The sequence below is a fragment of the Desulfopila inferna genome (genome assembly GCF_016919005.1).
GTDB lineage: Bacteria > Desulfobacterota > Desulfobulbia > Desulfobulbales > Desulfocapsaceae > Desulfopila_A > Desulfopila_A inferna.
In genome coordinates this window covers 38509-63291 of record NZ_JAFFQE010000010.1, presented here as the reverse complement: position 1 = coordinate 63291, position 24783 = coordinate 38509, and the positions used below count along the sequence as shown (strand labels likewise).

The window sequence follows — 24783 nt, the reverse complement described above, 5'->3', positions numbered from 1 at the left end:
GGGCAGCACCTCATCTGTGTACGATCGGATTGTCCAGCATATGACTAATATAGCTGACCAACCCGCTTGCACACATATGATGCACTGCGCACCAGTTTGTTGGTAGGATAGTGATTCCGGTGTGTGAAACACCTCATCTATGTACGATCGGATTGTCCAGCATATGACTAATATAGCTGACCAACCCGCTTGCACACATATGATGCACTGCACACCAGTTATTGGTCAATATTGAGTTAGGTTTCTGTTTTTAAGTGAAATATTTCAGGTAAAATACCTATTACTAAGGAAGAGAAAATGTCCGGGGAATTCAAGCCAAAAATAGTAGCGTTTGCCTGCAACTGGTGTGCGTATTCGGCGGCGGATCTGGCCGGTGTCAGCAGATTTCAGTATCCTCCGAATCTGCGCATCATCCGGGTCATGTGCTCTGGCCGCATCAATCCTAATTTTATTTTAAAAGGGTTTGAAAACGGGGCGGACGGTGTCCTTGTCGCCGGCTGACACATTGGCGACTGTCATTACCTGGATGGTAATGTAAAGTGTGAAAAAGTTTTTCAGACCACAAAAGAACTGGTGCAGATCCTGGGTATTGAACCGGGCAGAGTGCGGCTTGAATGGATATCTTCTGCTGAAGGAACCAAATTTGCCGAGGTTGCTGCAGAGTTTACAGAAGAAATACAATCTTTAGGGCCTCTGAAAATCAAAGAAGCCGCTTGAGCTTGATTATGTTAACTGCCTTAACGGGAGGTAATTGTGAATAGGGACATGCTTGTTATTGGTGGTGGTATTGCAGGGATTCAGTCATCTCTGGATCTTGCGGAGATGGGATTCAAGGTCTATCTGGTGGAACGGCTGCCCAGCATAGGCGGGAAGATGGCCCAGCTCGACAAGACCTTTCCCACCAATGATTGTGCCATCTGAATACTCTCGCCGAAAATGCTGGATGTCGGTCGACATCCCAATATTGAATTGATGGCATACAGCGAAGTTGAGAAGGTTGAGGGAAGTGCCGGTTGCTTCAAGGTACAGGTGCGTAAAAAGGCCCGTTATGTCGATCAGGCCAAATGCACCGGTTGCGGAGCCTGTGCGGAATCCTGCCCGACGCTGGTGACGGACCTGTACAACGAGGGTCACAGCAAGCGAAAGGCCATTTACAGCTGGTTTGCCCAGGGTATTCCTTCCACCCACGCTATCGATACAGAACATTGCCGGGTTTTTCAGGGCAAGAAGTGTGGTATCTGCCAGAAAAAATGCGAGGCAAATGCGGTTGATTTTGAACAGAAAGATGAAGTTGTCGAGCTGGAAATCGGTTCAATTATAGCTGCCAGCGGCTACACTGTCTTCAATCCCGGAAAGATTCACGAGTACAGATACAACGAATTGCCCAATGTGGTTACGGCCATGGAGTTTGAACGTTTTCTTAGTGCCAGCGGCCCCACCCATGGGCACATAGACCGTCCTTCCGATGTCGCCGTTCTGCATGAGATCGAGACGCTGGAAAAGCAGGAAAACAAAGCAGCCAAGGGACTTGCCCGGCTCGAAGAGAAATATGGGGAGAAAAGCGCAGAGTTCTACAAGAGATATTCCTCCGGAGAAGCTGAGGCGGATGATAGCCAAAAACAGTGGGCCGCAAAGTACGAGGAATATCTGCCACTGCGCTCAAGGCTTGAAGAGTTGAAGCAAAAGGCGGAAAGTTTTACCACCGCCAGGAAACTTGCCTTTATCCAGTGTGTCGGTTCCAGAGATCTTCGCTTTTATCCCTTCTGCTCCGGTTTTTGCTGCATGCACTCAATAAAAGAGGCCATCATTGCCCATGAGCACGACAATGAGACCACCTCGGTGATCTTCGGCATGGACATCCGTGCCGTCGGCAAAGGCTTTGATGAATACAAGGTCAGGGGTAATAATAATTCGAATATTACCTACAGACGCAGCAGAGTTGCCGAAATTCAGAACGGACCGGACGACAGGCCGGTGCTGGTGTATGAGGATACTCAGAAGCAGGTGGTGCAGCGCGAGGAATTTGATCTGGTCGTTCTGGCGACGGCCTGCGCTCCTGCAGACGGTGTCAAGGATTTAGCAGAAATCCTGGGAATTGAAATTAACAGGTTCGGCTTTTTTAAAACCAGCCCGGAAAACCCGCTTGATACGACGAAAGAGGGTATTTTCGTGTGCGGTTGCGCCCACAGCCCAATGGACATCCCAGAATCGGTTGCCCAGGCAAGCAGTGCGGCTTCGCGGGCAGTGCAGACAGTCACCGTCTCTCCCCAAGAATTACTCAAGGTATCTTAAAAGGTTTCTGAGAAATGAAAAATAAGGGTAATGAAAATACTGAGGAATTACGGGTTGGCGTATTTATTTGCGATTGCGGATCCAATATTGCCGGTCATCTCGACTGCAAATCAGTCACGGAATACGCCGCCACTCTGCCTGGGGTTGTCTATACCAAGGAAAATCTCTATACCTGTTCGGAATCCGGAATCGGCGAGATCCAGAACGCCATCAGGCAAAACGATCTCAACCGGGTTGTAGTTGCCTCGTGTTCCCCCCGGACGCATGCACCGCTCTTCTCCAGTTCCTGTGCCCAGGCCGGGCTCAATCCCTATCTTTTTGAAATGGTGAATATCCGGGACCAGTGTTCATGGGTGCATATGGGCAAACGGGATACCGCCACCGCAAAGGCTATGGATCTGGTGCGCATGGGGGTCGCCAAAAGTACGATGCTCGAACCTCAGTTGGACATTGAATCCTCCCTGATTCGCAAAATTCTCGTGATCGGCGGTGGCATCGCCGGACTTTCCGCGGCTGAAGCTCTGGCCGGCATGGGACTTGAAGTCCTGCTGGTTGAGAAAGAAAAAGAATTCGGTGGCGTGATGCGGGATCTTCATCTTCTCGAAAACGGCACTTCCGCAGCAGAGCGGATTGCCGGGCTGGCCGAAAAGGTCGGCGCCATATCTAATATCACCGCACTGGCAGACACACGGGTGACCGAGATAACCGGTTATATCGGCAACTACAAGGTCGCATACCAGATAGCAGGGGGAGAGAAAAAAGAAGAAACCGTAGGCTGCATCGTGGTGGCTTCCGGTGGTGTCCCTCTTACCGGTGAAGGTTTGTTCGGCTACAACGGTGAAACGGTCATTACCCAGATGGAGCTCGAAAAAAGGCTCAAGGAAGGATCGTTCAAGGGTTCTAAAATAGTGATGATCCAGTGCGCCGGAGCACGCAATGCGGAACGGGAATACTGTTCGCGAATCTGCTGTGCCACCGCGGTAAAAAACGCTATGATCATCAAGCGTAAATATCCGCTGGCAAATGTCCATATTCTCTACCGCGACATGCAGATGTACGGTGATGAAAAGGAGCAAATGCTCTGGGATGCCAGGGGGATGGGAATAAGCTTCGATGTCTATGATCCGGAGAGAGAGCCGCAGGTCAATGAAGGCAAAGTGGTCTTTCATCAGTCAGTGCTGGGAGTGACCAAGGAGATCGATACTGATCTTGTTGTGCTTTCCACACCTCTTGTCGCCAGGGCAGACGCCTCCGAGATCGCCGGGCTGATGAGGGTTCCCACCGATAAGAACGGTTTCTTTCTGGAGGCCCATGCCAAACTTCGTCCCCTTGATTTTGCAGCGGATGGCATATTCGTCTGCGGCAGTGCCCGCTATCCGAGTACTTCGGTTGAGGCGCGGACCCAGGGCATGGGCGTTGCTTCACGGATCGGCGCCATCCTTTTCAAGGACATGTTGGTGAAAAGTGCGATTGTCGCACAGATTGATGCAGAATCCTGTGTAGGCTGCATGGGATGTCTCAATGTCTGTCCCTATGATGCCATCAGCTACAACAGGGAAACTAGAGTGTGTGAGGTCAAGGAGATTCTCTGCAAGGGCTGCGGTAACTGTGCCGCGACATGTCCCTCTCACAGCGCCATTCTGAGAGGGTATAAACCGGAGCAATTGTTGGCGCAGATACGGGCAATCTAGTGCCTGGCATTATCCAGTACGAAAAGCGATATACGTTTTGTAGTTTTAAAAATTTAAAAAGGAACTGATAATGAGTGACGACATTTTCGAACCCAAGATCGTCTGTTTTCTGTGTACCTGGTGAGCATACGCCGCTGCTGACCTGGCTGGGGTCAGTCGTTTGCAGTACCCGGCGAATGTTCGCACGGTCCGGGTAATGTGTAGTGGGAGTGTGTCACCGCACCATATTCTTTTGGCGTTTCAACGTGGGGTGGATGGTGTATTTGTCGGCGGCTGACACCTCGGCGAATGCAATTACCTGTATGGTAATTATTCCACCAGGAAGCGTGTAACCGTTCTCAGGGAGATGCTCAAGTTCAGCGGAATCGAAGAGGAGCGTCTCAAGGCGAGCTGGGTTTCTTCAGCTGAAGCACCGGAGCTGGTTCATGAATTTAATACGTTCATCGACGAGCTGCGCAGGCTGGGGCCGTCCCCTTTGAAGAATGATTACAGAAAAGAATTGGCCTAAGACAGGTAGGGTGTTTTTATGATTGACACTATCAAGAAAAAAGTAAAAGACCTCCTGGAATCAGATGAGATTGCAGGATTCATGGGCCTTGCCCTGAAACATGGCCATGTCGCTCCTCATTTGTACCGGAAGGGCGACGATATGGAGAACATGGTTTTGGGCGATACCAAAAAAGCTGGTGATTCCAGATATCCTCTCAACAAATATCTGATAAATCTGTACCGGGCTTACCCCGGGGAAGTTTTCGGTGTGCTGGTCAGGGGATGTGACGACAGGGGACTGCAAACGCTCTATACCTGGAACCAGCTTGATCCCAAGAAGGTTGTGCCGGTTGGTATTGCCTGTCCGCAGGAACTGGCTGATGCCTGCGAATGTTCGCAGCCCTATCCGAAGGAGATCATGGCGGGGGAAGCCGTCCAGGCGGGGGCCTCAAAATCGGTTGCTGAAATCGATGCACTGGGATTGACCGAGCGGTTCTCCTACTGGATGGAGGAGTTTGTCAAATGCATCAAATGCTACGGCTGCTCTAATATCTGTCCCATGTGTTTCTGCAGTGAATGCAGCCTCAAGTGCGATGACCTGATAAAGAAAGGTGAACTACCTCCCGAAATTCCTGCGTTTCATCACACCAGGGCAATGCATATGGTTGGGCGCTGTATAGACTGCGGGCTATGCGAGGAAGCCTGTCCTTCACATATCCCTCTGCGGACCCTGTATAAGAAAGTCAATGCCGTCATGGATGAGCAATTTGATTTTAAAACAGGCATGAACCGCCGGAGATCTCCGCTAAATACTATAGAGCCTGTACAGGGTAAAGAATAGGAAAGGTACTATTATGGATTACAGGACAGTACTGACAACATGTACATACTGTGGTTGTGGCTGCAACTTTTTTCTGGAAGTGCTGGATGGCGACCCGATTGGCACCATACCCTGCAAAACAAGCCCGGTTAATGAAGGAAAACTCTGCATTAAAGGCTGGAATGTCCATGAATTCATCCGCAATAAACATCGCTTGACCCAGCCGCTTATCCGTAAAAACGATAAGCTTGAAGAGGTCTCCTGGGATGAGGCTCTTGACTACACGGCTTCGAGACTGAAGGAGATTGCGGCAGAGAGCGGACCGGACAGCATAGGTTTTTTAACTTCCGCTAAGGTTACCAACGAGGAAAACTACCTGCTGCAGAAGTTTGCCCGTGCGGCGGTGAAGACCAACAACATAGATCATTGCGCCCGTCTCTGACACTCTTCCACCGTGGCAGGTCTTGCCGCAGCTTTTGGAAGTGGCGCGATGACGAATTCCATCGAGGAGTTTGAAGACGCCGACTGCATTTTCATCATCGGTTCAAACACCACGGTTGCTCATCCTCTGGTAGCCACCCGCATTTATCGGGCCAAGAAGAACGGTGCCAAGATCATTGTCGCCGATCCGCGCAAGGTCCATATCTCCGAAATTGCCGATATTCACGTCAACCATACAATGGGAACCGATGTCGCTCTGATCAACGGTATTATGAATGTGATCCTGGCAAAAGGCTGGCACGATCAAGCCTTTATTGATGAACAGACCGAGGACTTCGAGGCCTGCCGGAAGGTAATCGAGGGCTTTACTCCGGATAAGGCCTCGGCAATATGCGGCGTACCGGCTGCAGACATCGAGCGGATCGCCGAATGTTACGGGACTGCCGATAAGGCTTCGATCATATACTGCATGGGAATCACCCAGCATACCACCGGAGTGGACAATGTCAAATCGCTTGCCAATCTGGCCATGCTTACCGGCAGCCTGGGCAAGGAATCCTCAGGTGTGAATCCGTTACGCGGCCAGAATAATGTGCAGGGAGCCTGTGACATGGGCGGTCTTCCTAACGTCTTTACGGCCTATCAGCCGGTAACCTCTGCAGGTGTGATCGAGAAGTTCGCCAAAGCCTGGCAGGTTGATTCTCTCTCCGACAAGGTTGGGCTTACCATTCCCGCAATGCTCGAAGGTCTGGATAATGACAGTGTTAAGGCACTTTATATCATGGGGGAGAACCCGGTGGTCAGTGACCCGGATGTCACCCATGTAAAAAAAGCTCTAGAGAAGGCCGAGTTTCTGGTGGTGCAGGATATTTTCCTCACAGCTACCGCGGAAATGGCGGATGTCGTTTTACCGGGCGTCTCTTTTGCCGAAAAAGACGGTACTTTTTCCAATACCGAAAGGCGGGTCAGCAGGGTACGTCAGGCCATTGAACCGCGCGGCGAGGCGCGGCAGGACTGGCAGATAATTCAGGATATCTCCAGCCGCTTCGGCTACCCGATGAGCTATTCCTCACCCGAGGAAATCTTCGACGAGATGGCTAAGTTAACTCCTTCCTATGCCGGAATATCCTATGAACGGCTGGAGGGCGACGGCCTGCAGTGGCCTTGTCCTGCTCCGGATCATCCCGGAACCCGTTATCTTCACAAGGGCAGGATTGCCCGCGGCAAAGGGCTGTTTCACGGTATTGGCTTTCAGGTTCCTGCTGAAAATGTGGATGATGATTATCCTTTCTGGTTCTCCACAGGAAGGGTCTTTGCCCATTACCACACCGGCACCATGACCAGGAATTCACCCACTCTCGATGCTGAAATCAAAGAAGGTTTCATTGAGCTGAGTATTGCCGATGCCGAAAGATTGGGGGTCATCAATGGGGAAGTCGTCACCGTCTCATCGAGACGGGGCAGCGTCGATACCAAGGCCCTTGTGACCAAACGTATCGAAAAAGGATCCGCCTTTATGCCCTTCCATTTTATAGAAAGCTGTGCCAATATATTGACAAACTCGGCCTACGATCCGATCTGTAAGATTCCGGAGCTGAAGGTCTGCGCCGTTAATATTGTCAAAAAAGCCGCTTAACCAACTAATTAATACCGAGCTCAGTTGGGTAGATCTACACATCCCGGCCATTTTTAGGCCGGGATGTTATTTCATCCGCCCCATGGCATTTCGGTATACTCCTGAAAGATTCTGTCGTGTAGTTCCTTGAAGAAGGCTTCATGCCCACGTTCCCATGCGGCCAGCTGAGAGAAGGCCAGCTGGGCAACACCTGAGGAATTTTTGGCGGCCATCTCATAAAACTCAGAAAGGTCGTGTTCAATCAAATATGCTGTCCTTAAGACAGCGATATCGGGAATCATTGACTCAATCAAGCTCTGGTCCAACAGCTCCCGGCCTGCACGATCTTCAAACCAGCTATCTTTTTCAAGAGGAGTGTTGGTAGGACCTGCTTCTTCTTCGGGAGTATTGATAAGCTCCTTTATGTATTGGATATGTTTCAGTTCTTCATTTGCAAGCTTCTCAAAGATCTCTATCGCTGCTCCATGGCTTGCCTCTTCGGCATTACGTTTGAAAAACTGATATCCTTCCTCTTCTCTCTGAAGTGCATACTCATAGATTTTCTGCAAGTTCATAAAACAGGCCTCCCGTTTTTGAGTGTTCGTGTTTTTCATTGCAAGAAAACAATCCGTCTAAAGGTTCTCAGCCCAGCTGAGTGAGAAAATTAACAACTTCCCGGGGGCAAGGTTCAGGCGCTGCCGATAAAGGGACCTGCAATAAAATAGCATCCCAGTCCGGCAATCACCGTCCCGGCGCCGCGTCGGAACCATAGCCCTGCACCCTGGTAGGCGCTATTTTCCATAAGCTTACGAATCAACGCAGTGGAGCTGCCGGCGATGACTATCGGCAGACAATGGCCAAGGGCAAAAAGGAGCATCATCACCGAGCCTGTAAGAACTTTTTGCTGCACCGTTACAATGGCGAGTATGGGAGCGATGAAACCGAAGGTGCAGGTGCCGGAGAGTATTCCATAAGTCAACCCAAGACCGAATGCTCCGGATATGCCTTTCAGCCTGAGGCGATACAGCAGTGAACCGTTCATGGAACAGGCCTGCACGCCAAGCATGCCCAGGGCTACCCAGATAAGAACAGCGCCGACCGGAATCTGCCACCAGATGCCCACATCACCAAGCATGCGGCCCAACAGGGAGCAGACAATACCCAGCCCGGCAATGGTGATAAACAGCCCCAGTGTGAAGGAGCAGGCATACCATCCGGCCTTGCGTGGCTGAACTGCGGTTTCCTGACCGCCCACATAGGCGACGACGAGAGGGATGGAAGCCAGGTGACAGGGACTGAACAAGACACTGACCAGGCCCCAGAGAAAAGCTCCTGTTGCGGCCAGAGCCAACCCGCTGTTCATCCACTGGTTCACGGCAAGCAGGAAGTGATCGAACATGTTCACCTCAGTCTCAGGTACAGCAACTCCTGTTGAAACATCAGGAGACTCCGAGTTCTCTCAAAATTTTAATGATCTGCTTTTTATCAAGAAAACCAACGTGCCGCTGCACTTCCCTGCCGTCGGCATCAAAGAAAATCTGTGTTGGGATTGCCCGGATGCCATACTTTTTTGCCTGATCAGGTTTCTGCCACACATCGATAAAGATAATATCCGCCTTGCCTTGATATTCCTCTTTGAGCTCTTCGAGAATAGGTGCCATCATCTTGCACGGAATACATTCGGAGGCACCCAGGTCGATCATTGTGACCAAACCGGGAGCAGGCGCAGTGGCCGCCTGCAAATTCTCCTTGCCCTCACTTGGTGAAGATCGTGCCGACAGCAGGCTGTATGTTCCTGCGACAGCAATGAGAATGGCAGCGATAATCAGTGTCCATCTAGGTTGTATTTTTATCAATTTTTACTCCGGGATGGTATGGTTGGGGGTTCAGCTCCAGGACAAGAGGTACCGGTGCATCTCACCATTTTGGGGCAGTTGTCGGCATCCTCTGTTATTTTTTAAGCCAACCAACAACATCCTCTTTGGTGGGAATCTTGCCAACGGATTTCACCTCACCGTCGATAACCACTGTGGGAGTGCCAAACACCCCATAACCCGCTATTTTCATGGCATCACTCACTTTTTTGATTTTTTAAGGACAGCGGCTCAGGCAAGTGAAACGAAACTTTTTCGTTAAAGCTTATACTGGTCTTTAATCTGTTCGTAAACCAGAGTAGAAACTTTTCTGATCACATCACCCCGGGTGCGCATCCAGTGCCCGTAATTTTTGGGACGGCTGTTTTGTTCAATAATACCGACGATAACATAGGGATAAGGCTGACCCGTTTTATCGTGCAGGACAAGGATACCCATGTCACCGCAGAGGTAGGCGGTCGAACCGGTTTTGTTATAGACTTTGGTGCCTCGGGGAATCGGGGTGCCGTCATAGAGGCGGTCACGTCCGGGAAGGGACATCAGGCGGCGGATCTCTTTGCTGTACGGCAGCTCATCATTCCACAGAGCCAAAAGAAACCTGACATAATCGGAAGGCAGAGCACTGTTCTTATAGGTTCTGCCTCCGGCTGGTATATATTCTTTGATCAGGGTGTTTTTAAATATATGACCGTAGTGCTTTCGCAGTAAGCCTTCGACATGCGCAGGTCCGCCTGCCATCCGCATTATCCAGTTGGTGGAAGCATTGTTGCTGTGCTGGATCATAGCTTCCATATTTCTTCTGCTTTTGGGGCCATATACCAGGCCGCCTTCTTTTACCTGGTGAAAGAAGGCCAACGATATGAAGGGCTTGATCATACTGGCAGCTTGAAAAATCTGATCTGAATTGATATTGACAAGAGGCTCGTTCTTGGTCAGGTCATATACCATCCAACTGGTTCTCTCATTGCTTCTCAGTTCTCCTTTGCGGCGCAGTTCACCTATGAATTCCTCAATATGTTTTTCAAATTGCGGATTGCCGGAAGGGGCCTCTCTGACAATCCGTTTAACCAAATCTGGCGTCAAGGTAATTACAGGTTGCTCTTCCTTGGGCAGGGCAGGGGAGGCATCCGGTATGACAGTGACCACCTCGGTGACCGGAGTCGATATTGGTTCTGTTGCAGCACCCTCGGGCGATGTGCCAAATACCACACGGTTGTTGAATTCCGGTAAAATTGCTGTTGAGATACGTTGTGCTTTGAGCAGGTTTCGGTGTTTTTGGGCTACAGCGTAAGTTGAGGCACGATCTCCCATGCGTCGATAGATAAGGGCGTAATTCTCAGAACCCGTCTCCACAATAAAGAGATTTTTCTCCACCTCCTCACCGAGATAATGGCTGATTTTTTCATGGACCTTCTTCAGTGCCTCAATGTTTGGTCCCACCCCATAGCTGACATTATAGAGTTGATAATAGCCATCATTCTTCATTGCAGAGCATTCGGAAAGACCAGCCTGGCGAAGTGCTTCACTATGCTGAATCATCAATTGCGCGGAAGTCAGGGCGGTGCCGCCGAGATTGTAGATTAGTCCGTAATCTCCGGGATCACGGCGGACAATGTTCAGGCGATCTATTTCCTGCGGATCCAAGACCTTTTCTAATTGCCGCTGGTAATCAATAACATTCTCCAGGCTGGTGTCCCAGATATACGCTATATCATATTGATCGTTCTGGGCGAAAACTGTGCAGGGAACAATGACGAAAAAGAGCAATATGGTAAGGATTCGAATCATAATTTTGTTATTCTTCAATATAGAATTATGCAAAATGTTAAAAGCTTAACAGCAAGAAACAACAACTTTACAGATAGTGAGGTAAAAAGATCGATGTACCGAGAGGTCAGGGTACCATTCCTGGTATTTTCGGTGAGCTCCCGACTATACAAATGGTATGTCGAGATTGTTGTACCAAAAATATCCACTGACCCAGGACACCCTGAAAGGCCGCGAACCCTTACATATGAAAGGCTTGCAACCAGGCTCAATCCTTATGAGTATAACAAAAATTGAAATCATCTCCTTAAAAAAATGGAGTAGTTCTTGAAAAAAATCGTATCCGTGCTGTAGCGGAGTCCAGAGTTTGAGGACATCCGTCAACATTTCAAAGAGAAAGGCGATAAAAAGAAGAAAATGTGAATTTGGAATTTTTGTTTCCTGGCTACCCCTAATCCAGCTGATCCGGAAAGAACCTTTAGAGAGATTATTTTATTGCAAAAAAACAAGAAAACAATCTGTGAGGTACTAATCTTCAGTCCGCGTCTGGGCAAGGAGTTACGGAGTTTCAGGGGTAATCAGATTTTATTTTTTGCTCATCGCGCAATGAATCTTGAGTGTCTTGCTCTGGGTAGTCTGCCCAAAAAAGCAGGAAAACGGAAAATACGTTGAGGCCAATAGCTTTAATGGCCGCCAAACCACTGACCCAGTTCAGCAGTCGGGCTGATTTGATATGCGGTTATCTTTTGCAGGCATAAATGTAGAGATTTTCCGGTTGCGGCTGCCATTCTCCTTTTTCGAATTCCTGCCTTACCTGGCGCGCCCGGCTGCGTACCTCCTTTTCCGAGGAGAGTTTCCAGTGATCCTTTATTAAGAGAAGAGGACTGGGAGCCTGTTTGACGATTGTACAGCCAAGCTCCTCGAGTATCGAAATTACCTGGGGCTGGGTTATGTCGTATACGCCCCGGCGTAATGCCGGAGATTTTCCAAACTCTTCAATCCAGGCTTCAGCCATTCTTCCGGAGAGAAATGGCACCCAGGGAATCTTGCAATGGCCTTCCCAGCCGTTACGGGCATCTTGGGCGCGGATGGCGATAACCCCGTCTTTTCTGGTAATGCGTACCAGTTCCCGAAGTACCAGGGATGGAAAGGGGATATGCTCAAAGACATACCAGGAGCTGATTGCCGAAAACGACTCGGAGTGAAAAGGCAATTCCTCGCCGTCAGCGATTACACAGCGTTTTTTCCATTCTTCCGGACTTTCAGTATAATCAATAAGCCTTTGGTAACGCTCGATTTTGCCCGGGAGGAGATCGACACCCCAGATATTCTTTTGGCGACGCAGGCCTTCAAGAACAAAATAGCCGATTCCAAAACCGAAATCGAGAATCGGACCGGCAAGATCCTTGCAGTTCATTTGAAGCAGGGCGGCATGAAACTGATTCCACCTGGTGTGGCCCTTCCTTATTTTCCTGGGGTCCAATATGGTTTCAAGGTTCCATTTGTCCTCAGTCTGATTTCGGGAAAGGGCGCTTTCTGCCCTTGCTGCTTGATCATTCATGAGAGGGATCACTTATTGCCAATGATGATCTCGAAAAATAATCATCGAAGTTGCCGGGGTGGAAAAGCCTGCTTTACCGTCTTTAGGGCGGGATTAGTGTGTGCTGGATACATCTTCTCGTATTCCTGAACCGTTGTCAAAAAGAAAATCTATGGCTGAGTTTAATTCACATATTTACATTTTAATATCCGCTATATGTCTTTTCAAGGCTATACCTCAGTCTGAGAAGGAGCTCAATACAAATAGAACAGCATCTCTAATATGTTGATTTAGCCAGAAGATGATATACAGTTTATAATGCACCAACGGAAAATAAACCGTCAAATTAGCACTATGGAGGTGGACCGAATATGCGTATACCCCCTGAAATTTCCTTTCATGGATTGGATCGAAGCGAGTATCTTGAAAATCTGATTTACAACGATATAGCCAAACTCGAAAAATTGAGCGATAACCTCATCAGCTGCCGGGTTGGAATTGTACTGGAGCAGAAAAGCCGCAAAACATCCAACCCCTATCGAGTACGCATTGAAATGCGTTTTCCACCGGGGCATGATCTTGTCGTCAACCATAAATCGGGTTTAAAGGAAGACACGGAAGATCTGCCGACTGTAATCAAAAACGCCTTCAAGTCAGCGCAACGTCGCTTGAAGCAGCAAATTGAAAAGCAACAGGGGGTGCGGAAGGTTCATCCCCAGCAGGAGACAATCGCCCTGATCACCAAAATATTTTCCGATGAAGGATATGGGTTTTTACGTTCAACCGATGGAGAGGAAGTCTATTTTCACCGCAACAGCATCCTCAATTATGATTTCGATCAGTTAAAACCAGGAGACGGAGTTAATTTCACAGCCGAACTCGGCGATGAAGGGCTGCAGGCTTCATCCGTCATGGTTGTCGATGCCTCCGGTGGGCGTAGCGGGGAGGAATCTGCATCGGATCCGCTGTCTGATCAACCGTTGGGGTGGGAAAGAGAAGAGTACTAGCCCAACTGATTCTGACTCTTTACAGTACCCCCTTGAGGCTATAATTGCCTGGAGGTAATAAGCTGTCCTGAAAAAGAAGAATAATCCTGCGGAACCGGACTGGATTTCAACAGAGTTGTCCCGGATAAAATCCTGAACTATTTCCTCAATGGTTCTCTTTTCTTGAAAATGTTAGAGGAGGTCGCTTTTGCGGTGACCTCCTGCTTTTTTGAAATATCAGCAATCGTTTAATCGAATCCTTGGTCATCCGAAAATGGGAAGCTGAGTACCGCTGAAACTCAGAATTTTCTGGCCCAGGTCAGGAACCACTCTTTTCATCGGGACGCCATAAACCGGACCACGGGGGCTCCGCTGCAGCCGTCCGGGCTGCAGAGACCTGTGAAAAAGAGCAGTCCCGGCCTTGAGCTGAGGATTTGGGTAAGCAGGAATGGCGATTATATGACCTTTAGGTGCTAGCCGTCGCCCTATAACGAGCATACAGATCATGAATTCTTCGGCGAAGATCTCTTATCCTCTTGGAATCTTCCTCAGACTGCCATCTGGGCTCACTGATTGAGTAAACCATTTTAGCTAGTTCATCAAGATAGCTTTCAGTTGCTTTGCACCACTCATCTGTGCAGATCTGCTGCATCTCATTAGCTTCATCGATATCACTTTCAAGAACTTTTATTGAAGAATCCAGATTCTTCATGAAATCCCGATGTGCGCCGAGAAATGATTCTTCCATCTTTTTTTGTCGTTGCATGTTGATCTCCTCTTATTGTGTTGAAATTTACCTCCGGGGTACCAGGTTGCCGCGGTATCCTGTGCATTGCCTTTTTGATCTGTGATGGCCTTGCGAGATCAGACCTTTATCGAGCCATATTAAAGTTTCATGACACTTTTTGACGAGAGATTATCACATTTTACAAGAGGTGTTGGCAAATCTTCTCTCTATATTCATACTGGATGCAAGTAGTGTTCCCGGTCGAATTTCCAATAGTGCCGAGAGATTGGGAGGTCCGGCCGTTCTCTTTGTCCGATAATGTAGGATAGAGGGAAATTACCTCGGACTTTTGTTTGGCAAGATTTGATGTAGTTGATAGAATTGCATAAAGATGGACTCGTAAAAAGCTCCATCTAGGTCGTTGTAGATCTGAAACGGCTGGTTGCCGGACCGCATGTCCTGACAAAACACCGTTTCAGATACTATGTCGAGCTTTTCGAAGTCGGAGTTTATGCCGGCAGTGGTGCTTATCGCAGGGCCCTCCCGGCGACTTCGATGACTTTTTATGAGATTATCAATAAAGGTGCGGAGTTGCCAATTAAGCAGATAGAATGTGAGCTTCGAAAATTAGCAGAGAAACGTATATATGATTTTTAATTCACTGACTTTTATCTGCTTTTTTATAATAGTACATCTTGTTTATGCCTTGCCTCTTTCCTGGGAAAAGCGAAAAATTCACCTGTGGCTTTCAAGCTATATCTTCTATGCCGCCTGGAACCCTCCTTTTGTATTGCTCCTCTGGATTTCCACCCTGATAGACTGGTTTGCCGGCAAGAATATTGCCCGAACCTCCAGCAGACACAAAAAACGAATTCTTCTTCTCATCAGCCTTGCCACAAATCTGGGCTTGCTGGGCTACTTCAAATACGGAACTTTTTTACTTGAATCGTTTGTGTCGCTGTCGGAGGCAGTAGGTATACATTATCAGCCGGCAGTCTCCCATATTGTTCTTCCTGTCGGGATCTCCTTCTATACCTTCCAGTCACTTTCCTATTCTCTTGATATTTATAGAGGAAAACTAAAACCATGGCCAAAATTCACCGATTTTGCCTTTTTTGTGACATTTTTTCCTCAACTGGTCGCCGGACCGATCGTTCGGGCTGCTGATTTCCTGCCTCAGTGCCGCGTTTCTCGTCGTGCCACCTCTTACCAGATGGGTTGGGGACTGACTTTGCTGGTCCTGGGATTGTTTGAAAAGGTGATTCTCGCCGATACTATCATGGCACCGGTTGCAGATATGGTCTTCAGCAACAGCGACTTATCGGGAACAGCGGATGCCTGGCTTGGTGTATTTGCCTTCTCCGGGCAGGTGTTCTTTGATTTCTCTGGGTATTCATTGTGTGCAATCGGAGCTGCCTTGTCTCTTGGCTTCGTCCTGCCCGACAACTTTCGTTTTCCCTATGCCGCCGTGGGATTTTCCGATTTCTGGAGAAGGTGGCATATCTCTTTGTCCAGCTGGTTGCGGGATTATCTTTATATTCCACTGGGTGGAAACCGCAAAGGAGAATTGCGAACGTATATCAATCTGATGATAACCATGCTGCTCGGCGGCTTATGGCATGGTGCGGCGTGGACGTTTGTGGCCTGGGGAGGACTCCATGGGCTGTATCTGAGCGTCGAGAGATATTTGTTGAAGCATTTAGGGGATGTTGAATTTTTTCGAAAGCGCATTGTTCAAGGTATGCTGGGTCTACTGACGTTTATCCTGGTTTCAATTACCTATGTGTTCTTTAGAGCGCAGGATTTTCCCGATGCCTTTCATTTACTCACGCTAATGTTTTCGACAGGTGAGCTGCAGCTTCTTTCCTTTTCACAGTCACTGCAGGTTGCCGTAACCCTGGGTCTGCTGTTGGTCGGACAATGGCTGCTTCGGGACAGCAGTCTGGAGGCTCTTGCCACGGCTGTTCCTCCAGCCGTCCGGGTGGTACTGATAGCTGGAGCCCTGGTTACCTTAAGCCTGCATAGAGGAGGAGACCGTGCCTTCATCTACTTCCAATTCTAATGACAGGGCGGCCAAATTTCTTAATGAGCGCTGGAAAATCTTCTGGCTTGCTGTTGTCGTGTTTTTTCTGGTGTTTGTCGCCTCCTGGGAGGCTGGCTGGCGTATATTCGGCTTTGAGCCGAATATAACCGATGACTGGCCTGTCTGGAGCGAGATTAGACGGGCGGCCAATAAGAGCGGCACTGCTGTGGCTCTGGTGGGATCTTCCCGAATCATGGTGGGGATGGAACCTGAAGTGCTGGAGGAAATGACGAAGACGGATGTTTTCATGCTGGCAATTGACGGCAGCAATCCCCTGCCGGTACTGCAGCATCTGGCCGAAGACCCAAATTTCATAGGAAAGGTGATCTGCTCACTACCCCCCTATTGGCTGGCCGGCAGCAGTACAACAGGGGAGGATAGGACGTTGAAGTGGCTACGGAAATACAGTGCCCAGCCTCTTTCTTCCAGGATAGAAACCCGGTTGTTGAAATTTGTGCAATCCCATCTGGTCTTTCGTTCCAGCGGGCTTTCTCCTCAACAGATATGGTCAAAATGGTATCTGGATGAACCAATACTGCCGCCATACGCTCCAATGAGGCCGGACAGGTACCGCAAAGCCGATTATTCCAGAACAGACCTCGCTTCTTTGAGAGCCTCACGGGTGCAACGCACCAGAGAGTTGCATCGACAACTGGAGATTCTGCAACCCGGTGCCTTTGAGAGCAGAATAGAGCGGATCCGACTCTATGTCGAAAAAATTCAGGACCGCGGCGGCAAGGTCGCCTTTATCCGTTTCCCCTCCTGCGGCAGCGTTCGTGAAATAGAGGAGAAGACTGTACCGCGAGAGCACTATTGGGATATATTCGCAGAACGGGTTTCAGCATATTTTCTACATTTTGAAGATTATGCCCGGCTCTCGGACTTCAAGTGCATGGATGGTTCTCATCTGAATTATAACGATGCTGAGCAATTTACCCGTGAGGTTGCAAAGCTGCTGCTGCGCCGCGATTTTTTTGAATAAACCTTTCACTGAAATATCTCTTGAACGTGCCGGGCCTTGGCGAACTCCTCAAAATCACCTCGTCATTAATAACCTCACTTTCATAAAAATCTGAATACCTTCAAGTTGTTATTCTACTGTTGTTGTATTTCCGGATATTCTTCAATAGTTACTTCGACTTCTTTTGTATTATCATCCCGAATCACCTTTATGGTTGCCGTGCTGCCGGGAGAGGTTTGGGCCACCTTGTCTTTCAGGGTGTTAGCCTCATTGATAGTGGTGCCCGCAAATTCGAGGACGATATCACCCTGCTGCAGCCCGGCTTGAGCAGCCGGACCTTCGGGCATTACTTCGCTTATAAGTGCTCCAGAGGTACCTGTAAGATTAAAATATTCAGCCAGCTCCGGGGTTATCGGCTGGATGTTTACGCCCAGCCAGCCGCGTATAACTTTGCCGTGCTCGAGCAGACTTTCCATCACGGGTTTTGCCATTTTCACCGGTATGGCAAACCCGACCCCCATATTGCCGCCGCTGGTTGAAAAAATGGCAGTGTTAATGCCGATGAGTTCTCCTCCGCTGTTAACCAGAGCTCCGCCGGAATTGCCGGGGTTGATTGCCGCATCGGTCTGGATGAAATTCTCATAATCGACTATACCTATATCAGATCGCCCTAAGGCGCTGATGATGCCCATAGTTACCGTATTGCTCAATCCGAACTGTATTCCCACGGCAATAACGAGCTCACCGACCTTCAGTTCATAATTCTCATTCATTACTAATGGGGAAAGATTTTCAGCATCGATTTTTACAAGAGCCAGTTCACTTCTGGGATCAGCTCCCACCAGCTCAGCTTCAAACTCCCGTTCGTCATTCAGGGTAATGACAATCTCCTCAGCCCCTTCTATAACATGATTGTTGGTGAGGATATGGCCGTTGCTGGAGACAATAACGCCGGAGCCAAGCATCGACGTCTGCATACCCTCCTGATCAGACCCCGGAGGTTCGCCGAAAAATTTTCTGAAAAGAGGATGGTCATATAATTCGTTTAATGGCAGAGTCTGCACTTTTTTGCTTGTGGAAATGTTGACAACCGAAGGGCTCACCGCGGCAGCTACCTGGGAAAGCGCGGTACTTATTCTATCCAGTTCATTCCTGGTATCCAGAGGAATCGGACTTTTTTCGGCGAGTGATGGTGTCTGGGTATCGAAATTGATGGAGAGGCCAAGTCCTATGATTATTCCTGTCACCAGCAGGGCGGAAAAGATGAAAAACCGTTTCTTCCATAAAGAATTCATGGCATCTCCTTTTATTTGTGCCTGCCCGGAAAGGAACCCCTGGCAAAAGAAGCTTTTGTTTTCCAGATGTTTCAAAAAACATACCACATCCTGGTAAATAACTTATTGATGCAGGCATCCTGTGAATATTCAGATTACCAACATGTTATCTCAAATGACGTTGCGGCCTTTCATAGAAAAGGATAATCGGGCGTTCGGATCGTTCCTGCAGAATTCTCTTTTTCAGGAATTTACGAGTTGGAATATTTCCGTTTCAGCAAGCGAAGAATAATGAAAAGAACAACCAGAGACAGGATGGCTGCATAGAAGAGCGTCGGGTCCTGATCCGCTCCGGATTTCCCCAGCACAATAAAAGGCAGACCGAGGATGCTCTGGATTATGCTGTTCATTACAATACAATAACGAAAAGAGACTCCGGCAAAGGGGAGAAGATAATTTTTGGCGGCATATGGTATACCCGGGATAGCCAGAAACAGGAAACTGTACATGGCTTGGTTTTTTTTCGGTATGGCTGGAATTTTGTAACCAAAGGTGTGGTGAAGCAATTTCAACAGTAGGGGGCGTAAATATTTAGCAACTGTATAGGTGATTGTGGTATGGAGAGGCAGAACACAGATCCAGAGTGCAAAGGTGAGGAGAATACCGAACTTGATGCCGGCAATGATCAGAAAAGCACTAATGGGAAAACCCACCAGTGGTAATATGATCATCAGGATTATAAAGAGCAACGGTGAAATATCAGACCTGACAGTCTCGATTATATCGTGTATGTATCCCTGCTGGTAAGCAAAAAATACACCGCCGGCAAGCAAGGCCGCCAAAACAGCTAAAGATGAGATGGTGAGGATATTTCTATTTCCGGCTTTCACTTGAGCAGCTTCTATATGATGTAGGAATGAATACAGGTGAATATCATTTTTCGGGGCTGTCATCCCGGACGGCACTAAGCAGTGCATGAGTTTTTTCAGCCAATATTTCCCATTCTATTTTTAATGACTTAAGCAGTTCATCCAGGGGATCGAGTATTTCGGTATCGATCATGGACTCTTTTTCTTTCTGCAGGGAAAGATAAAGGTCTGCCAACTTCTGCGCCGTTTTTTCTCGAGAGAAGCGATTGGCTGTGCGATATGCTTGCCGGCGCCAGCTTGCTGCTGTATCCTCATGGGAAAAATAGGCAATAATGCTTTCGGCAAACTCGTGAGGTGAAGCGTCGGCAGGCAGGAGTCTGCCGTTAAAGGCATCTTCAACCACCTCCCGCACGCCGGAAGCATTAAGGGCAATTACCGGCAACCCGGCTGCCATGGCCTCGACCAGGACCATTCCCTGGGTTTCCGATTTTGATGAAAACACAAAAAGATCCATGGCGGCATATGCATCAATCAGGTCGGAGCCGCTTTTCCTGCCAGCCATGATCAGCCTGTTGTCAAGATGAGCCTTGCCGAACTTCTCCACGATTCGGGATTCACTTGAGCCTGACCCCACCACTAAAAAAAATGTTTTTTCATCCATTTTCCGCATGGCATCAATCACTGCATCGCAGAGATACTCCAGGTTCTTTTCCGGAGCCAGCCGGCCGAGATGCCCGATGACGGTGGCCTGATCAGGGACCCCGTGAGCACGGCGGAAGGCAACTCCGTCTCCCTTTTGGAATTGAGCGACGTCAACTCCTGTGGGGATGACCTCGATGGGTTTATTAACCCCCCGGCCGGTGATCAGGGAGGCTATGCTCTCGCTGGGGGCAATAATGCAGGTACAGAGATTGGCATATTCAGTGGAAAGGCTGATGGCAAGCCGCCTCATCATCGGTGAGTCGGGAGAGACGTAATGGGTGTATTCCTCATATAGGGTATGGTGGGTAAAGACCAGGGGCAGGTCCCGGCGATAGGCTGCCCTTATGGCGGCATCACCGAGCAGGAAAGGGTGGTGGCTGTGAATTACATCGGGCTGGAATTCATCAATGTGCTCATCGATGATAAAGGGCATTGGAATCCGGACGGAAAAATCGCTGCCGTTGAAATTCTGTATGGCCGGCACCCGCAGGACGTTCTTTTTCTCTTCGAGAAAACCCTTCTGGTCGGGAAAGGTTGGAGCAACTATCAGCACCTCGTTTCCAAGTTTTCGCAGATCTTCGGCAAAGAAATGAACGGAGCGGGCGACACCGCCGACATGAGGTAAATAGGTATTTGTAAACATGCAGATTTTCATACTCATAACTCCCGCAGGAGAAATTCTCTCTTGCTGATTTCCGTTGTGGTAATTCTATGATAACCGGGAAAATCAATGATGATGGATGCCGGCTGAGTTGCTGCTCCAGAATAATCAGAGATCACTTCAAGCGCAGTTTTCTCTGCTGTCTTACGAAAGTTGATTTCAATGGTGCCGAAGAGTGTGTGCGTCGGCCCGAAGCGGAGGGGGTGATTATTGGTCATCCACTCAGGAAAAATTCCCGATCCGAGAATGAGCGAATCCCCTTCTTCCCGCACGAAGAGATTGCGAATCATCATTACCCATTCCGCCGCCGCCCAGCCATGCTGGCCGTCTCCCATGCAGCCGCCATGAGTGAGGGGATGAATCGCCTCCGGCCACTGACCGGTTGAGGTGGCCAATTCCGCCACGGTTTGGAGCAGTTGGCGATAGCGCAAATCGCCATTGCGAAGCAGCGTCTGGGCTAGGTCGAGGGTCAGGTAGATGTTGGTCCCTGAATGAATCATATCCTGAAAGAAAGCTCCCTTATGAAAACAGTATTCCATCAGAAATTCAAGGGTACAGCCGATACATTCATCCCCGGGCGGGGTGATCTGCAGCGGATAATCGGCAACCATGGAGCCGATCGCGCCGGCATCCATACGTCGGTAAGGCGAAGCCGGAATTCCTCCTCTGGCACGAAACCTGGGGATGGTATCGATACTGGCCTGGATGCATTTTTCCAGATCAAGGGCTTCCCGTTCATATTTCTCCTGCATCTCATGGGAAATAAACAGACCTGCCAGTCTGGCGGTGCTTCGAAGTCCTGCCAGGCTCCAGAAAGCATCCCAATAATAGTAGTCATTGGGGCCGAGATGTTCCGCGCTGAATCCCGCGGGCAGAAGTCCCGAGTGGGGAACCCCTTTTTTGCGCAGACGTTTTCGCTGAATCCAGTTTGCACCTTTTATTATCGCATTTTTCCAGCTTTGGTCGAAGGTATGATTGGTTGTCTGCTGATAACGACCCATGGCCCAGAGAACCTGGCCGTTGGAGTCCCACTCTCCTTCCTGAGACTGAAAATACCCGGACAGTTTCTGGCGGGCCGGGAAGGTATCCAGCAGGGCAAATACCCGATCTGTGAGGCCCACTGCCATCAGAGCGTTCAACATCAGACAGGCATCCCGAAACCAGAAACGCCGGTAGGTGTAAGGACCCGGGACGACGTCTTCTGCTGAGAGCAGCACCAGCGTGCGAATAGCGGCATCATAGAGGAACTGTATTTTTTTATCGTTCACCTGCAGGTCGGCCACCTTGGCGATCACCCTTTCCCAGGAATCATCCACAGGTTGTGGATGATGCTTTTTCGCAGGGAAGAAATTGTGCGGCGTAAGATCCTCTTCAAGCGGAATGGTTGTTTGCACTGATTGCTCTTTATTCGCCGATATCTCAAATAAAGCGGCGCCGGTGGCCATACCGACAGAACAGGATATCTCTGTTCTATTGTGTTGGTCGTTGTCCAGTTTATGAATGACATCACCTTCCGTATAGTTGGAGAATGAAATCTTTTCCGGAGTGCGGCTGAAACGGATAGCAGTGCTTTCATTAACCAGCCAGCCCGGATGCTTCTCCGTTGCCTCTATCGTCTCGATAAACTGGATACCTTCAGGATTGTAGGGCCGCAAGGCGAGCACCAGCCAGCCTCCTTCGGCGCAGGTGGCAGCCGCATCAATCACCAGAACAGGGAGATCGTCCTCAATTTCGAGATAAGCATGTACCTCAAGCGCCATTTCGGCGAAGCTGCATGAGGTTTTTACTGCAAGGTTGGGGGAGAGGATCCATTCCTGTTCTATATCCTCCATTTTTGAAGGCAGCAGCATCTCTCCACTATGGGAAAGAACCCAGAAATCAAGGGACCAGCCGTCATACAGCGGTGTTGTCAATCCTCTGGGATCTATAATCGGATAAAGCGGAATTTCCGGGTGACCGACCGCCGTCCAGTTGCGGTGAGTCAGGTTGACGTGACTGAAGGAAAACGCCCTGGGGATAAAAGAGTTGTCATTGGGATTGAATTGTCTCTCCACCCAGTAGGGCCATATCCAATCCAGGTTATGCTGTATTGCCTTGGTGTTGATCAGTCCCCGGGTGTGGAAAATAATGCCGGCCCTTACCAGCTCAATCGGCTCCTGAACCTCAGAAGGCTGAGAGAATTGACGGATGCGGGCGAGAAAGGTAAGCGGGTCGAGTATCCCGTAGGCCTTGGCTGCACGCTTGATCAAGAATTTCCATGGAATCCAGCGATTAATCATAACAAATATTCTATAACATCAGTCGGTAAAAATAAACCGATACAGGATTGAAGAAAGAAAGACAGGGTGGCGGCGGAGATCGCCGGGTGAAGACGATGATTACTGAAATTTGCCACATCGTCATGGTTATAGTTATTTTTCGAACTTATTTGAGGGCTTAGTAGAGCTGACACTGAATTTGCCATTAATTCAGCTTTTTCAAAGAATCCTAGGCAAATCAATCAAAGTTCGGTTTGAGCATTCTTAATGGATTCCTGCATGTCTTCACGCAGTTTTTCGTATCCTTCCTTGAGTGCCTCCCAGCTTCCTTCGTCTGCTTTATCGATTTCCTGGAGCCTTTTTTCCGTCTCTTGCTTTTGTTTTTCCAGAAAAGCTATTTTTTGATGATGGTCGGCACGTTTTGGTTCTTCTATGCTATCGGCCCTGACCCTAAGTGAATCTATATCCAGTTGCCAGTTATTGAGCTGATCTTTCATTTTTTCGACATATGTCCTTTTAGGAATCATGTTTTTCCTCCTGATTTATACCCTTGAAAAATCGAGGTATACGATTGGTGATTATTTGATCCAACTGTACTGCAGTCTATTTTCTTACAGTAAATTCAACCTCCTTGGCCTTCTGTAGAGCACACTTCGTGCCAGATTGGAAAATCGGAGAGACTGCGCAGTGGCATCGCCAGCTTTTCCGGGGTCCATCTCGGCAGCTTCGATGACATATTATGAGATCTTAGATGCCTTTAAATATCGGATACGTCTTACGTTACAGGACATCGTCCGATATTATCGGACAACTTCTCCCGTCCTGCTGTCGGAGGGCCTGGCGGACACCTTCTTTTCTCGCTCCAGTTCCGTCTGGTCATCCGGACCTAGAGCAAACGGTAGGGATGTGCGCGTTTAACCCATGGACTTTTCGGATAGTCGCTCAGTAGATGTTCATAGGCCTTTTTGAGCTGGCTGGGGTCATCGTTTTGCTTGTAGAGACTAACCCCCCTGAAATATAGTGCTTCAGGAACCACTTCGCTTTCCGGATAGACCTTCAACAGACGATCGAGATGGACCAGGGCAGTATCAAATTCTTTCTGATTAATGCGGACCTTGGCAATGCCGAGATGCAAGGTGGCGATGAATTCATCGGCCTCAAAAAAACCGATCCTCCGCTGGACTTCCTGTTTTCCATGGGCCTCCATGCCCTTGATGCCCAGCACCGCCGTGGTCGGTGTCCAGAAGGTGTGGTATTTTTCATGCATCGATGTGGTACTGATATTTATCCTGAAAGGGATCAGATATTCCTGTACGAAATCAACTACTTCATTTGTCGGATACGTAACTGTATCCATCTGTTGACAGCCGATTCATTCAGGATTGAAAAAATCAAGCAGGATTGGTTTATGTGTGAGCTGGGCGGAATCAAGAACATATCCCTCACGGCTCAGCCATTCGATAGAAGACATAGTTTCCTCCTCAGGTTTTAACTTCAATCATTGCTTCGGGAGTCAGCTCCTCCCAGAGATTATTAGTGCAAAATGTTTGCCTGAAGACCTGTTCCAATTCCGTCAACTACAATCTTTCTGTTAAAACAAGCTAAAAAAACAAGAGGTTTGAATCTTCGCGCTGACTTCTTGTTTTCTCAAAGTTCTTGTCCGGCTCAACTGGGTTAGAAAGGAGAAAACCCGGCATGGTATTTGTAAAAGAATGTGCAGGAAGATGCGAAAA

At 48.8% G+C, this 24783-nt stretch carries 22 protein-coding genes; 9 read left to right on the top strand and 13 right to left on the bottom strand.

The annotated features are described in order from the left end of the window. Positions 1 to 297: 297 nt before the first annotated feature. The 6 genes from JWG88_RS19895 to fdhF all read left to right on the top strand — a co-directional run bounded on the left by JWG88_RS19895 (position 298) and on the right by fdhF (position 7369). Positions 298 to 717, top strand: coding sequence for a hydrogenase iron-sulfur subunit (locus JWG88_RS19895; RefSeq protein ID WP_205235555.1), 420 nt, complete (start codon positions 298 to 300; stop codon positions 715 to 717). A gap of 36 nt (positions 718 to 753) precedes the next feature. Then, entirely contained in the window at positions 754 to 2292 is a 1539-nt protein-coding gene (locus JWG88_RS19885) for a 4Fe-4S binding protein (RefSeq protein ID WP_443112644.1), read from the top strand. 14 nt (positions 2293 to 2306) lie between these two features. Continuing rightward, positions 2307 to 3983, top strand: a complete 1677-nt coding sequence (locus JWG88_RS19880; RefSeq protein ID WP_205235552.1) for a CoB--CoM heterodisulfide reductase iron-sulfur subunit A family protein — start codon at positions 2307 to 2309, stop codon at positions 3981 to 3983. Positions 3984 to 4053: 70 nt separating this feature from the next. Further along, on the top strand, positions 4054 to 4491 hold the full coding sequence (locus JWG88_RS19875; protein WP_205235551.1) for a hydrogenase iron-sulfur subunit: 438 nt from the start codon (positions 4054 to 4056) through the stop codon (positions 4489 to 4491). Between the two features lie 18 nt (positions 4492 to 4509). Further along, complete coding sequence (locus tag JWG88_RS19870) at positions 4510 to 5313, top strand: 4Fe-4S binding protein (protein ID WP_205235550.1); 804 nt, start codon at positions 4510 to 4512, stop codon at positions 5311 to 5313. Positions 5314 to 5326: 13 nt separating this feature from the next. Then, a complete protein-coding gene (fdhF, locus tag JWG88_RS19865) occupies positions 5327 to 7369 on the top strand; it encodes a formate dehydrogenase subunit alpha (protein WP_205235549.1) in 2043 nt (680 codons plus the stop codon). 71 nt (positions 7370 to 7440) lie between these two features. Here the strand turns inward: fdhF and JWG88_RS19860 are convergent, their stop codons facing one another. The 6 genes from JWG88_RS19860 to JWG88_RS19835 all read right to left on the bottom strand — a co-directional run bounded on the left by JWG88_RS19860 (position 7441) and on the right by JWG88_RS19835 (position 12550). Then, a complete protein-coding gene (locus JWG88_RS19860; protein ID WP_205235548.1) occupies positions 7441 to 7923 on the bottom strand; it encodes a ferritin-like domain-containing protein in 483 nt (160 codons plus the stop codon). A 113-nt stretch (positions 7924 to 8036) separates the two neighbouring features. Continuing rightward, positions 8037 to 8747 (bottom strand): cytochrome c biogenesis CcdA family protein, encoded by a 711-nt coding sequence (locus tag JWG88_RS19855; RefSeq protein ID WP_205235547.1) that lies wholly within the window; start codon positions 8745 to 8747, stop codon positions 8037 to 8039. A gap of 40 nt (positions 8748 to 8787) precedes the next feature. After that, complete coding sequence (locus JWG88_RS19850) at positions 8788 to 9204, bottom strand: thioredoxin family protein (protein ID WP_306793138.1); 417 nt, start codon at positions 9202 to 9204, stop codon at positions 8788 to 8790. A 94-nt stretch (positions 9205 to 9298) separates the two neighbouring features. Beyond that, on the bottom strand, positions 9299 to 9427 hold the full coding sequence (locus JWG88_RS19845) for a thioredoxin family protein (protein WP_337833148.1): 129 nt from the start codon (positions 9425 to 9427) through the stop codon (positions 9299 to 9301). 53 nt (positions 9428 to 9480) lie between these two features. Beyond that, positions 9481 to 11010, bottom strand: coding sequence for a serine hydrolase (locus JWG88_RS19840; RefSeq protein ID WP_205235545.1), 1530 nt, complete (start codon positions 11008 to 11010; stop codon positions 9481 to 9483). A 718-nt stretch (positions 11011 to 11728) separates the two neighbouring features. After that, positions 11729 to 12550: a class I SAM-dependent methyltransferase gene (locus JWG88_RS19835; RefSeq protein WP_205235544.1), complete on the bottom strand. Its 822-nt coding sequence runs from the start codon at positions 12548 to 12550 to the stop codon at positions 11729 to 11731. Between the two features lie 350 nt (positions 12551 to 12900). Between JWG88_RS19835 and JWG88_RS19830 the strand changes: the two genes are divergently transcribed. Next, positions 12901 to 13536 (top strand): HPF/RaiA family ribosome-associated protein, encoded by a 636-nt coding sequence (locus tag JWG88_RS19830; RefSeq protein ID WP_205235543.1) that lies wholly within the window; start codon positions 12901 to 12903, stop codon positions 13534 to 13536. Positions 13537 to 13981: 445 nt separating this feature from the next. Here the strand turns inward: JWG88_RS19830 and JWG88_RS19825 are convergent, their stop codons facing one another. Further along, complete coding sequence (locus tag JWG88_RS19825; RefSeq protein ID WP_205235542.1) at positions 13982 to 14281, bottom strand: hypothetical protein; 300 nt, start codon at positions 14279 to 14281, stop codon at positions 13982 to 13984. Between the two features lie 607 nt (positions 14282 to 14888). Between JWG88_RS19825 and JWG88_RS19820 the strand changes: the two genes are divergently transcribed. After that, positions 14889 to 16304, top strand: a complete 1416-nt coding sequence (locus JWG88_RS19820; RefSeq protein ID WP_205235541.1) for an MBOAT family O-acyltransferase — start codon at positions 14889 to 14891, stop codon at positions 16302 to 16304. Next, positions 16279 to 17307 (top strand): hypothetical protein, encoded by a 1029-nt coding sequence (locus tag JWG88_RS19815; RefSeq protein WP_205235540.1) that lies wholly within the window; start codon positions 16279 to 16281, stop codon positions 17305 to 17307. Before JWG88_RS19820 ends, JWG88_RS19815 begins: the two co-directional genes overlap by 26 nt. Before the next feature lie 113 nt (positions 17308 to 17420). Here the strand turns inward: JWG88_RS19815 and JWG88_RS19810 are convergent, their stop codons facing one another. From JWG88_RS19810 to JWG88_RS19785, 6 genes are all read right to left on the bottom strand, one after another. Continuing rightward, positions 17421 to 18581: a Do family serine endopeptidase gene (locus JWG88_RS19810; RefSeq protein WP_205235539.1), complete on the bottom strand. Its 1161-nt coding sequence runs from the start codon at positions 18579 to 18581 to the stop codon at positions 17421 to 17423. Positions 18582 to 18811: 230 nt separating this feature from the next. Next, positions 18812 to 19450 (bottom strand): TVP38/TMEM64 family protein, encoded by a 639-nt coding sequence (locus tag JWG88_RS19805; RefSeq protein ID WP_205235538.1) that lies wholly within the window; start codon positions 19448 to 19450, stop codon positions 18812 to 18814. A gap of 43 nt (positions 19451 to 19493) precedes the next feature. Next, entirely contained in the window at positions 19494 to 20786 is a 1293-nt protein-coding gene (locus JWG88_RS19800; protein WP_205235537.1) for a glycosyltransferase, read from the bottom strand. A 2-nt stretch (positions 20787 to 20788) separates the two neighbouring features. Continuing rightward, positions 20789 to 23071, bottom strand: a complete 2283-nt coding sequence (locus JWG88_RS19795) for a hypothetical protein (RefSeq protein WP_205235536.1) — start codon at positions 23069 to 23071, stop codon at positions 20789 to 20791. Between the two features lie 221 nt (positions 23072 to 23292). Next, positions 23293 to 23577: a sll1863 family stress response protein gene (locus tag JWG88_RS19790; RefSeq protein ID WP_205235535.1), complete on the bottom strand. Its 285-nt coding sequence runs from the start codon at positions 23575 to 23577 to the stop codon at positions 23293 to 23295. A gap of 359 nt (positions 23578 to 23936) precedes the next feature. Beyond that, a complete protein-coding gene (locus JWG88_RS19785) occupies positions 23937 to 24407 on the bottom strand; it encodes a tetratricopeptide repeat protein (RefSeq protein ID WP_205235534.1) in 471 nt (156 codons plus the stop codon). Between the last annotated feature and the right edge of the window lie 376 nt (positions 24408 to 24783).